The following is a 12181-nucleotide window of genomic DNA, read 5'->3' as shown; positions in this document are numbered from 1 at the left end:
CGTCATCGGTCGGCGCCTCGACGCCCCGGTGCATGTCCCGCCCCCGCCCCCCGTACGTCTGGACTCGAGAAGACACCCATGTTCCGTACCGCCTTGCGCAATGTGCTCGCGCACAAGGCCCGGCTCCTGATGACCGTGCTCGCCGTGATGCTCGGCGTGGCCTTCGTGTCGGGGACCCTGGTCTTCACCAACACCCTCTCCCACGCTCTCCAGAAGAGCTCCGCCAAGGGCTTCGACCATGTCGACGTCGCAGTCACCGCCGAGTGGAAGGAGCCCGAGGGCGACAGGATCGGTGGGTACCACGAGCTGACCCCGGCCATGGTCGACGACAGCGCCGGGGTGCCGGGCGCCGCACGGGCCATCGGGGTCGTCCAGGGGTTCACCGCCATCGCCGACAAGGACGGCAAGCTGATCGGTGACGGATTCCAGTCGCAGGGCGGCAACTACTGGGGCGACGACGACCCCCGCTACCCGCTGACCGACGGGCGTGCGCCCAAGGGCGCGGGCGAGATCCTCATCGACTCCACGACCGCGGAGCGCACCGGCCACCAGGTCGGTGACACCGTACGGATGTCGGTCGACGGTCCCGTGCTGGAGCCGGTCGTCACCGGCGTCTTCACCACGGACGACGGCAATGTCGCGGCCGGCGGAAGCCTCACCCTGTTCGACACCGCGACCGCGCAGAAGCTGTTCGGCAAGGCGGGCACGTTCGACGAGATCGCCGTCAAGGCGAAGGACGGTGTCTCCGAGGCCGCGCTGCAGTCGCAGCTGGAGGAGGCACTGCCCGCCGGCGCCGTCAGCACCAGGACCGCCGCCGAGCTCGCCGACGAACAGGCGGAGACGATCGCCTCGTCGATGAGCGGCATCAAGCAGAGCCTGCTGGTGTTCGCCGGTATCGCGCTGTTCGTCGGTACGTTCATCATCGCCAACACCTTCACCATGCTGGTCGCCCAGCGCACCAGGGAACTGGCGCTGATGCGCGCGGTCGGCGCCTCCCGCCGGCAGGTCACGCGGTCGGTGCTGATCGAGGCGTTCCTGGTGGGCGCGGTCGCCGCCGTGGTCGGGCTGCTCACCGGTATCGGCATCGGCGCCGGGCTGCGTTCCCTGGTGGGGTCGCTGGGCGCGACCGTGCCCGACGGACCCTTGGTGATCACGCCGGGCACCGTCGGCACCGCGTTCGCGGTCGGCATCCTGATCACCATGCTCGCCGCCTGGCTGCCCGGTCGCCGGGCCGCGAAGATCCCGCCGGTGGCGGCGATGAGCTCGGTGCACGCCAAGGCGACGACCAAGTCGCTGGTGCTGCGCAACACGCTGGGCGCGCTTTTCGCGGGGGCCGGTGTCGCGGTGGTCCTCGTGGCCACGACGATGGACGGCGCGGACGGCCAGGCCCCCATGGGGCTCGGCGCGGTGCTGCTGATCATCGGTGTGTTCGTCCTGACGCCCCTGCTGTCCCGCCCGCTGATCGCCGCCGCGGCTCCGGTGCTCCGCGTCTTCGGGGTGTCCGGGAGACTGGCCCGGCAGAACTCGGTGCGCAACCCGCGCCGTACCGCCGCGACCGCGTCCGCGCTGATGATCGGACTCACCCTGATCACCGGTATGACGGTGGTGGCGGGCAGCCTGCAGAAGTCCATCGACAAGATGGCGGCCTCCGCGATCGAGGCCGACTACGTGGTGTTCATGGCGAACGGCAACGGGCTGACGCCGGACGTGGGGCGGACGCTGCGGGAGGCCGACGGCGTCACCGCCACCAGCCCGCTGCGCAACTCGGCGGCCCGCATCGACGGGGAGACCTCCTTCCTGACCGGCGTCGACGGCGCCACGATCGGCGAGCTGACCGAGTTCCCGGTCCGGGACGGCGCCTTCGAGGTGGACGGCACGCGGATCGTCGTCGACCACGAGACGGCCGAGCGCCGCGGCTGGAAGGCCGGCTCCGGCTTCACCGTCGCCTACGAGGACGGCAAGAAGCAGAAGCTGACGGTCGCCGGTGTCTACGAGGGCAACGCGATGTTCCGCGGCATCATGCTCGACACCGCGACGCTCGCCCCGCACCAGTCGGACCCGGGCGACATGCAGGTCCTGGTGAAGACCTCCGGCGGCGCCTCCGACACGGCGAAGGACAACCTGGAGAGGGCCCTCGGCAGCAACCCCGCGATCAAGGTCCAGGACAAGCAGGACCTCTCCGACGAACTGGCGGGGATGTTCACGCTGATGCTGAACATGGTCTACGGGCTGCTGGCCATGGCCGTGCTCGTCGCGGTGATCGGGGTCGTCAACACCCTGGCCATGTCGGTGTTCGAGCGGTCCCAGGAGATCGGCATGCTCCGCGCGATCGGCCTGGACCGCAGGGGCGTCAAGCGGATGGTCCGCCTGGAGTCCCTGGTGATCTCCCTGTTCGGCGGGGTGCTCGGCATCGGCCTGGGCGTGTTCTTCGGCTGGGCGGCCGGTCAGCTCGTGGGTACCAGGATGTCGACGTACGAACTGGTCCTGCCCTGGGACCGGTTGGCGATCTTCCTGCTGCTGGCCGGTGTCGTGGGCGTCTTGGCGGCGTTGTGGCCGGCCCGGCGGGCGGCGCGGCTGAACGTGCTGCAGGCGATCAAGGCCGAGTAGCCGAGCAGTCCGCGCGGGCCCGTTGCGGTGACCGGTCACCGCAACGGGCCCGCGCCTTCGCATCGGGACCCCGAGTGAGCCGGTCAGTTCCAGGTGCGGGCGCGCAGGGGGAGGCCCGAGACGCCGGAGCCGGGGGTCTTCACGGCCAGCACCTGGTTGACGCCGATGCCTCCGCGCTCGAAGGCGAGCGCGGAGGCGGCCATGTACAGCTGCCAGACGCGGGTGCGTCCCGGGCCGGCGAGCGCGACCGCCCGGTCCCAGCCCGCCTCCAGGTTCGCCACCCAGCGGCGCAGGGTGAGGGCGTAGTGCTCGCGGATCGACTCGACGTCACGCATCTCGAAGCCGGCCCGCTCCAGCAGGGACACCGTGGTGCCCGCGGGGGCGAGTTCACCGTCGGGGAAGACGTAGGCGTCCATGAACGGGTCCAGGCGGTACGCCGACTCGTCCCGGTGCGGGCGGCGCGCGATCTGGTGGTTCAGCAGCCTTCCGCCGGGCCCCAGGAGGCGGTACAGGATCGTGGCGTACTCCAAGTACCGCTGGGCGCCGACGTGTTCGGCCATGCCGATCGAGGAGATCGCGTCGTAGGGGCCGTCCGGGACGTCACGGTAGTCCTGTACCCGGATCTCGACGCGGTCGGTGAGCCCTTCCTCGGCGACGCGCTTACGGGCGTAGGCGGCCTGCTCCTGGGAGAGGGTGACGCCGACGACGCTCACGCCGTGCTCGCGGGCGGCGTGCATCGCCATGGAGCCCCAGCCGCAGCCGACGTCCAGCAGGCGCCGGCCGGCCTCAGGGCGAGCTTGCGGCAGACGAGTTCCAGCTTGTCGCGCTGGGCCTCCTCGAGGGTGCCCTGCGGGGGCGGGGCCGCCCAGTAGGCGCAGGAGTACACCATGGACGGGCCGAGGACGATCTCGTAGAAGTCGTTGCCGACGTCGTAGTGGTGGCTGATGGCGCGTCGGTCGCTGCGCTTGGTGTGCAGCCCGCGGCGGGGCCTGCGGGCCTCCTCCGGGGGCGGGCCGGGCGGCAGCGGCGGGCCCGCCAGCGCGAGGAGGCCGCGGACGGCGGAGCGGACTTCGGGGTCGCGCAGCGACTGGGCCAGGGTGCGGGCGTCCTCGTCGCGCTCCCAGATGAGGCCGGAGATCAGCTCGAGGGCGGTGTAGAGGTCGCCGTCGACGCCGAGGTCGCCGGTCACCCAGGCGCGGGCGAGGCCGAGTTCGCCCGGCTTCCACAGCAGGTGGCGCACGGCCCGGCGGTTGCGTACGACGAGGGTCGGTGTGCCCGGGGGCCGGCTTGTGATCCGTCCCAGGCGCGGACGCGCAGCGGGACGGGTGTGCCCAGCAGTTGTTCGACGAGGCCCTTCAGCCGCGGAGCGACGTCTCTCATGGTTACACCTCCGATAGGTGCCTCCCCTGCTCGAGCGAGGTCGAGAGCTTGGGGAAGGGGATCCCGGAATGTCCTCCCCACGTAAGCACCTGCGGGCCGCCGGACGGCCCCCGGCACGCGTCAGAAATGGGCAAAACACCGAAGAGGCCGCCCGCACCACGGATGGCGGGCGGCCCCTTCGAAGGTGACCGATGACCCTGAGGCCGGACGGGCCGGAGGTCAGGAGGCCTTGGCCCTGGTCTTCTCCCCGGTCTTCGCGGGCTCGGCGGCCGCGGGCACCGGTGCCGGCTTCGCGGCCTCGTAGAACTCCTCGCGCGGGGACTGGATCGCACCCAGCGAGACGACCTCGCGCTTGAGGAACACGGCGAGCGTCCAGTCGGCGAAGACCCGGATCTTGCGGTTCCACGTGGGCATCGCCATGCCGTGGTAGCTCCGGTGCATGTACCAGGCGAGACGGCCCTTGAGCTTGATCCTCATCTTGCCGACGACGATCATCGCGACGCCCTTGTGCAGGCCGAGGCCCGCCACCGCGCCCTTGTTGGCGTGGCTGTACTCCTTCTGCGGGAAGCCCCGCATGGCGGAGATCACGTTGTCGCCGAGCACCTTGGCCTGGCGCAGCGCGTGCTGGGCGTTCGGCGGGCACCAGGCGTTCTCGTTGCCCGCCTTGCGGCCCACGAGGTCCGGCACCTGGGCGTTGTCGCCCGCGGCCCAGATGTAGTCGCTGCCCGTGACCTGGAGGGTCGGCTGGGTGTCGACGTGGCCGCGCGGGCCCAGCGGCAGGCCGAAGCGGGCCAGGGCCGGGTTGGGCTTGACGCCCGCCGTCCACACAATGGTGTGGGAGTCGACCTCGAGGCCGTTCTTCAGCACGACGTGGCCGTCGACGCAGGAGTCCATGGAGGTGGAGAGGTAGACCTCGACGCCGCGGCTCTCGAGGTGCTCCTTGCCGTACTGGCCGAGCTTCGGTCCCACCTCGGGGAGGATCTTGTCGGCGGCGTCGACGAGGATGAAGCGCATGTCCTCACGGGACACGTTCTTGTAGTACTTGGCCGCGTCCCGGGCCAGGTCCTCGACCTCACCGATGGTCTCCGCGCCCGCGAAGCCGCCGCCGACGAAGACGAAGGTGAGTGCCTTGCGGCGGATCTCCTCGTCCGTGGTGGAGTCGGCCTTGTCGAGCTGCTCGAGGACGTGGTTGCGCAGGCCGATGGCCTCCTCGATGCCCTTCATGCCGATGCCCTGCTCGGCGAGGCCGGGGATCGGGAAGGTGCGGGAGACCGCGCCGAGCGCGATCACCAGGTAGTCGAAGGGCAGCTCGTAGGCCTCGCCGACCAGCGGCGCGACCGTGGCGACCTTGCGGTCCTGGTCGATGGTGGTGACCCGGCCGGTGAGTACCTCCGCCTTGGGGAGCACGCGTCGCAGGGGGACGACGACGTGCCGGGGGGAGATGTTGCCGGCGGCGGCTTCGGGGAGGAAGGGCTGGTAGGTCATGTACGACCGCGGGTCGACGACGGTGACGGTCGCCTCGCCGTAACGCATCTTCTTCTGGATGCGTCGAGCTGCGTACAGGCCTACGTACCCACCGCCTACTACGAGGATCCTGGGACGCTCCGTGGTGCTCATGCCATCGAGTATCCACCCGCCCCGGGAGGTGAGCTCGTGCGCCCCTTCACAAGCTCGGGCAGTGCTTGTGTTACACTTCCCGGCTTTTATGACCAAGCCCATGCCGGGAAACAGGAACGAGTACACCATGCGGCCCGTTGTCAATGCCGCGTGAGCTGCCTCTCTTCAGATTTCGGGGCACGGCGAGGCCGTGGACGGGGGCTTCGGAGCGGCCGTCCCCGAGACGTCCACCCCCACCTTCTGAACGCGTTCAAAGGGGGTTTGGAGGCCCGAAAGGGTCAACCGGACCCAGTTCTTCAACTCACTGGAGCCGATTCCTTGTGAAGAAGTTCACGAACTTTCCCGTCGGCGTCCGCCGGAAAGGGCCCATCGGCCCCTTCCGATCACCGCTCAAACGGTATCCGCGCTGCTCAGCAGAGTGCTACTCGTCAGTGGCAACGGACCACGCGATGCCGTCCAGGATGTCGTGCTCGCTGACCACGACGTCCTTCGCACCGGTCCGTTCCATGATCGAGAGGAGGACGAGAGCGCCCGCGCCGATCACGTCGACGCGGCCCGGGTGCAGGGACGGGACCGCCGCGCGCTCGGCGTGGGTGGCGCGCAGCAGCCACCCGGTGATCTCGCGGACCCGCTCCTGGGAGACCCGGGAGTGATGGATCGCCGTCGAGTCGTACGCGGGAAGGTCCTGGGCGATCGCCGACACCGTCGTGACCGATCCGGCCAGGCCGACCAGGGTGCGCGCCTCGCGCAGCGGGACCGTCTCCTCGGCACGGTCGAGGGCTGCCTCGATGTCGGCGCGCATCGCCGCGATCTGCTGCTCGGTCGGCGGGTCCGCCACCGCCCCGTCCCGCACCAGGTGCCGCTCGGTCATCCGTACGCAGCCCACGTCAACGGACCGGGCGGCACGCACGTGGTCGTCGCCGACGACGAACTCGGTGGAGCCGCCGCCGATGTCCACGACCAGGAACGGGCGGCGCAGGTCCGCACGTCCCGTCAGTTCCTTGGTGGCGCCGGTGAAGGAGAACTCGGCCTCCTGGTCGCCGGAGATGACCTCGGGCTCCACACCCAGGATGTCCAGCACCCCGCGCACGAACGCGTCCCGGTTCCCGGCGTCGCGCGAGGCGGAGGTGGCCACGAAGCGCAGGCGCTTCGCGCCGTGCTTCTTGATGATCCCCGCGTACTCGCGGCAGGCGGCGAACGTCCGCTCCAGCGCCTCGGGGGCGAGGCCCGTGCGGTCGACGTCCTGGCCGAGCCGCACGATCGTCATGCGCCGGTCCAGGTCGGTCAGTTCACCGGTCCGCGGGTGCGCGTCGGCCACCAGGAGCCGGATGGAGTTCGTACCGCAGTCGATGGCGGCGACCCGGGTCACTGCGCACCCTCCTCGGGGGGACCGGCGAAGGCACCGTCGTCGCCGGGCGGGGTCACGCAGGGGCCCTTGCGCCACCACTCCGGCAGCATCGCGAGCGCCTCGTCGCCCAGCGGGTTGACGCCGGGGCCGGCGGCCAGCGAGTGGGCAACCAGGACGTGCAGGCACTTCACCCGGTCCGGCATCCCGCCGGCGCTCGGGAAGTTCTGCAGTTCCTCGATCTCGTCACGGCGCCGGATGTAGTCCTCGTGCGCCGCGCGGTACGCGGCCGCCAGCTCGGGGTCGGTCGCCAGCCGCTCCGTCATCTCCTTCATCACGCCGTTCGCCTCCAGTGTCCCGATCGCCGAGGCGGCTCGCGGGCAGGTGAGGTAGTACAGCGTCGGGAAGGGGGTGCCGTCGGGCAGCCTCGGCGCGGTCTCGACGACGTCGGGCTGTCCGCAGGGGCAGCGGTGCGCGATGGCGCGCAGCCCGCGCGGGGGCCGCCCGAGCTGCTGCTTGAAGGCCTCGACGTCCGCGTCGGTCGGCTCGGTGCGCGGGGTCGTGGGCAGATCGAACAGTGCCAGCGCGGAGCGCTGCCCTTGAGGGGTGGTGGCCGGGCGGCGGGCGGGGGTGTCCATACGTGTCTTTCTGCGGGTCTCTGTACGGGTGTGCGGCCTTCCGGATTCCTGAAGGGGCCCCAGGGGGCTTCCGGGAGGGTCTCCGGGAAGTGGTGGTCCGGGAGGGTGGAAGAGTTATAAGGCTAAACCCGGGGGCTCACCGCGCGGCGGCGTCGGATTTGTCGACCCCGTCCCAGATGTTCGCGTACCAGGGGCGGTCGGCCGCTCCGAGGTCGGTGCGCGACTTTTCGGCCGTGCCCGGGTCGATCACGATGTAGCCGGTCTCGCCGGGCATGACGTAGTGCAGCCGCGCGCGGACCTGCTGCTCGGCGTAGGCGTCGTCCTGCCAGCGCGCCTTGAGGTCGCGCAACTGCTCGACCCGTCGGCGGGCCTCGTCCTGCTCCTGCTGGAGGTCGGCGATGTCGGCGCGCTGGGACACGTACTGCCGCATGGGGTAGGCGAGGGCCACGATCAGCGAGCAGACCACCATGGCGAGCAACGCGGCCCGGCCGGTCAGCCGGGAGCGGCGGGCCTGGCGTTTGGTCTGCGAGCGGTAGACCCGGGCCGCGGTCTGCTCACCGATCAGCCGGATCCTGGTCGCGGTGGAGAAACGGTCCCGGTCCTTCACGGCCATGTCCCCGCCTCCCGTTCACACTTCATACGCGCGTACGTCCCCGGACACGGTACGGGACCGTGTCCGGGGACGTACGGACGACCGGCGGAGCCGCGTCAGGCGTTGCGGAACCGCGGGAAGGCGCTGCGGCCCGCGTACACCGCGGCGTCGTCGAGGATCTCCTCGATGCGCAGCAGCTGGTTGTACTTGGCGACGCGCTCGGAGCGGGCCGGGGCACCGGTCTTGATCTGGCCGCAGTTGGTGGCGACGGCCAGGTCGGCGATGGTGACGTCCTCGGTCTCGCCGGAGCGGTGCGACATCATGCACTTGAAGCCGTTGCGCTGGGCCAGCTCGACGGCGTCCAGGGTCTCGGTGAGCGAACCGATCTGGTTCACCTTCACCAGCAGCGCGTTGGCGGCGTCCTCCTCGATGCCGCGGGCCAGGCGCTCCGGGTTGGTGACGAACAGGTCGTCGCCGACGATCTGGACCTTGTCGCCGAGCTTGTCGGTGAGGGCCTTCCAGCCGTCCCAGTCGTCCTCGAACAGCGGGTCCTCGATGGAGACGAGCGGGTAGTCCGCGACGAGCCCCTCGTAGTACTCCGTCATCTCGGCGGCGGAGCGCTCCTTGCCCTCGAAGAGGTAGGTGCCGTCCTTGTGGAACTCGGAGGCGGCGACGTCGAGCGCGAGGGCGATCTGCTCGCCCGGGGCGTAACCGGCTTCCTCGATGGCCTCGAGGATGAGGTCGAGGGCCTCGCGGTTGGAGCCGAGGTTCGGGGCGAAGCCGCCCTCGTCGCCGAGGCCGGTGGACAGGCCGCGACCCTTCAGCACCTTCTTCAGCGTGTGGTAGACCTCAGTGCCCCAGCGCAGGGCCTCGGAGAAGGACTCCGCGCCGATCGGGGCGATCATGAACTCCTGGATGTCCACGTTGGAGTCCGCGTGCGAGCCGCCGTTGAGGATGTTCATCATCGGCACCGGCAGCAGGTGCGCGTTGGGTCCGCCCAGGTAGCGGAAGAGGGGCAGGTCGCTGGCCTCGGAGGCGGCGTGGGCGACGGCCAGGGAGACGCCGAGGATGGCGTTGGCGCCGAGGGAGCCCTTGTTGTCGGTGGCGTCCAGGTCGAACATCGCCTGGTCGATCAGGCGCTGCTCGGTGGCGTCGTAGCCGACGAGCTCCGGGCCGATCTGCTCGATGACGGCCAGGACGGCCTTCTCCACTCCCTTGCCCTGGTAACGGTCGGGGTCGCCGTCACGGAGTTCGATGGCCTCGAAGGCGCCGGTGGAGGCGCCGGACGGGACGGCGGCACGACCCGTGCTGCCGTCGTCGAGGCCGACCTCGACCTCGACCGTGGGGTTGCCTCGGGAGTCCAGGATTTCCCGGGCTACGACGACGTCGATGGACGGCACGAGCATCTCCTTCATGGATGTGGCGTGGATCAGCCGGGCCGCGGGGGCCCTGCGGAACCGAGCCTATCCGGCTCCGGGCGATCGGCCATCCGGTCGGCCGCCTCTCGGACGGAACCGAGAGTAAATTGTTTCCGAACGGAACAAAGACGGGCCCGGAAACCGGGATCACCCTCGCGCCCGCCGACCGGCACCGAGCGCCGGAAGGCCCCGCCACGTACGGAAAAGCCCCGCCCCGGTGCGTACGGGGAACACGCACCGGGGCGGGGGAGAGCCCCCGCGGGGACGGGGGAGGCTCCGCGGGGACGGAGCCCTGAGCCCGCGGCCGCTGCCTTACTTCAGGTGCAGCTGCTGGCCCGGGTAGATGAGGTCGGCGTCCTCGACGATGTCGTCGTTCAGCTTGAACAGCTTGTTCCAGCCGCCCTCGACGTCGCGCTCCTCGGCGATCGAGCTGAGGGTGTCGCCCTTGACGACCTTGTACTCGCCGTCGCCCTTCTCGACCTTCTCGCCGGTCGGGGTGGTGACGGTCTTCTTCTCGGCGGCCGGACGCTCCTCGGAGCGGGAGGCCTTCTGCTCGGTGGAGCGCTCGGGGGCGGAGCCGGTGCTCTGCTCCTGGGTGCTCTGCTCCTGGGTCCTCTGCGGGGAACCACTGTTCTGGTTCCCGGTGCTCTCGGAGCTGCCGGCGCCCTCGGCGGACCCGCCACCGGTGTAGGCGGCGTTGGACAGGCCCTTGCCGCAGACCGGCCAGGCGCCCTTGCCCTGACCCGCGAGGACCTTCTCGGCTATCTCGATCTGCTGGGCCTTGCCGGCCTGGTCGGCGGTGGCGGCGTACTTCGTACCGCCGTAGCCGGCCCAGGTGGAGGCGGAGAACTGCAGACCGCCGTAGTAGCCGTTGCCGGTGTTGATGGACCAGTTGCCGCCGGACTCGCACTGGGCGACGGTGTCCCACTCGGAGGCGGTGGCGGCGGAAGCGTTGCCGGCCGCCATCAGCGGGGCGGCGACGGCGGCACCGGTGACGCCGGCGACGGCGATGACACGGGTGGCCTTGGACGGACGACGGTGCTTGCCCTTGCCGGAGAACAGCATGGATGGATCCCCTCACCGACGCCTACGAGGTGAGCTGTCGGGTTCGGGCCGGTTGAGTTGCCCGGCCGCGTCCCTCCCGGGACGCGGCTCCACCCCTAGCCGCATCCGGCGTCAATCACCGGGTACGGCGCCTACCTTGGGTCCCCCGCTCCTGCCTACGGCGCATGACGCGACGAGTGTTCCCGTGCTGCCACTGGCAGGATTCGGCGTGGCGGCAGCCGGGGCCCGCGATGGCGAGCGGTCCTGACCGTAGACACGCGCCCCGCGGATAATCAAAGACGATCAGGGCTTCTGAGACCTATCTCTCATCGCCTTTATAACGGACATTCAGCGCGAACCGTGACCTCAACTGCCGTCATCGACGCACCCTTTCGGATGTCAGCCCTCACCCGACCCGAACCCGAGCGCAAGCGCCTGACCGGGAAGGATGAGGTTGGGGGCCGCCGTACCCACGACCTCGTCACCCCCGCTGTACCGGGCGAGCCATCCGCCGCCGAGCGCAAGGGAGTCGGCGGCGGCCGAGGAGTCGCTTCCGGCGTCCACGGGGACCCTGTCGGCCGGGGACGAGACGTCGAGGCCGCGCGGGAAACCGAGACCGCGTGAGGCGTGCCGGCCGGGGGCTCCGGCCTCACGGTCCTCGCGCACCTCTTCCTCGGCGCCGGCGCCGCGATGGCGACCACTGGGAGCCTCACTCGCGGACGACTCCGAAGAACCGACCTCCTGCCCCGACTTGTCCGAGTCGTTCCCCTCAGCGGAGGCCGAGGGCGAAGCGGAAGCAGAAGCAGAGGGGGAGGCGCCGGGTTCGGCGTCCGAACCGCCGGACTTGGACGCTTCGCCCGCCTTCTCCCCCTTGCCGCCCGCGGTGCCCTTGTTGTCCGACGAGGCGCCGGAGGGCCGGGACGGCGACGGAGTGGCGGAGTCTCCGGTGCCGGACGAGCCGTACGACGAGCCGCCGTCCGCGCCGATGTCGATGACGGCCTTGCCCGAGTCGGCGTTCAGGCCCGACAGCAGGCCGCAGGCCCGCCACGCGCCGACCCCCTGGTCGGCGAGGATCTTCTCGGCCACGGCTATCTGCTGGCCGCGGCTGGCCTGGTCGGCGCTGGACGCGTAGTCGAGGCCGCCGTACTTCTCCCAGTCCTCCTGGGTCAACTGCAGGCCGCCGTAGTAGCCGTTGCCGGAGTTCTGGCTCCAAGAGCCACCGGACTCGCACTCCGCGACCCGGTCCCAGGTCGAGCCCTCGGCCGCACTGGCGCCGCCGGCCCGAGAAGCGGAATCGCGATGGCTGAGCCGGTCACTCCGGCAGTGACGAGAAGAGCCGGAGCCTGGCGAGGGCGACGGTGACGACCGTTCCCGGAGAGCATGCGGAGACCTTTCGCAGGACAACAGTTACCCGCACGGCGAGTCGAACTGCGGAGCTGTGCAACCGAGGCACCGTGCTTGAGGGGTGAACGTAGCCGCAGACAATCACTTGTCACAAGTTCATGCCGCGCAGATCACATGAAGATCACAGAGTTGAGCG

7 protein-coding genes, 2 pseudogenes and 1 riboswitch are annotated in these 12181 nt (G+C 70.4%); of the genes and pseudogenes, 1 reads left to right on the top strand and 8 read right to left on the bottom strand.

The window, feature by feature from the left end:
• Nucleotides 1-78: 78 nt before the first annotated feature.
• Nucleotides 79-2607: an ABC transporter permease gene (locus WJ438_RS24860; protein WP_406727203.1), complete on the top strand. Its 2529-nt coding sequence runs from the start codon at nt 79-81 to the stop codon at nt 2605-2607.
• An 83-nt stretch (nt 2608-2690) separates the two neighbouring features.
• Here the strand turns inward: WJ438_RS24860 and WJ438_RS24855 are convergent.
• The 8 genes and pseudogenes from WJ438_RS24855 to WJ438_RS24820 form a co-directional block, all read right to left on the bottom strand.
• Nucleotides 2691-3987, bottom strand: a pseudogene (locus WJ438_RS24855) (class I SAM-dependent methyltransferase).
• 219 nt (nt 3988-4206) lie between these two features.
• A complete protein-coding gene (locus WJ438_RS24850; protein WP_406727202.1) occupies nt 4207-5604 on the bottom strand; it encodes an NAD(P)/FAD-dependent oxidoreductase in 1398 nt (465 codons plus the stop codon).
• 421 nt (nt 5605-6025) lie between these two features.
• The gene (locus WJ438_RS24845; RefSeq protein ID WP_406727201.1) at nt 6026-6973 is read right to left on the bottom strand and encodes an exopolyphosphatase; all 948 of its coding nucleotides are present in this window, start codon (nt 6971-6973) and stop codon (nt 6026-6028) included.
• Nucleotides 6970-7587 (bottom strand): DUF501 domain-containing protein, encoded by a 618-nt coding sequence (locus WJ438_RS24840; protein ID WP_406727200.1) that lies wholly within the window; start codon nt 7585-7587, stop codon nt 6970-6972. The genes WJ438_RS24845 and WJ438_RS24840 overlap by 4 nt, the downstream gene beginning before the upstream one ends.
• Before the next feature lie 136 nt (nt 7588-7723).
• Nucleotides 7724-8200, bottom strand: coding sequence for a septum formation initiator family protein (locus WJ438_RS24835; protein ID WP_406727199.1), 477 nt, complete (start codon nt 8198-8200; stop codon nt 7724-7726).
• A gap of 95 nt (nt 8201-8295) precedes the next feature.
• On the bottom strand, nt 8296-9579 hold the full coding sequence (gene eno / locus WJ438_RS24830; protein WP_406729802.1) for a phosphopyruvate hydratase: 1284 nt from the start codon (nt 9577-9579) through the stop codon (nt 8296-8298).
• 330 nt (nt 9580-9909) lie between these two features.
• Nucleotides 9910-10662, bottom strand: coding sequence for a transglycosylase family protein (locus tag WJ438_RS24825; RefSeq protein WP_406727198.1), 753 nt, complete (start codon nt 10660-10662; stop codon nt 9910-9912).
• A gap of 4 nt (nt 10663-10666) precedes the next feature.
• Nucleotides 10667-10835: riboswitch (cyclic di-AMP (ydaO/yuaA leader) on the bottom strand.
• A gap of 205 nt (nt 10836-11040) precedes the next feature.
• Nucleotides 11041-12023, bottom strand: a pseudogene (locus WJ438_RS24820) (transglycosylase family protein).
• Nucleotides 12024-12181: the final 158 nt, after the last annotated feature.

It is taken from the genome of Streptomyces sp. GD-15H, assembly GCF_045291515.1.
In the GTDB taxonomy this organism is placed as follows: Bacteria; Actinomycetota; Actinomycetes; order Streptomycetales; family Streptomycetaceae; genus Streptomyces.
The sequence above is the reverse complement of the archived record's forward strand: the minus strand, read 5'-3'. Positions and strand labels throughout refer to the sequence as shown.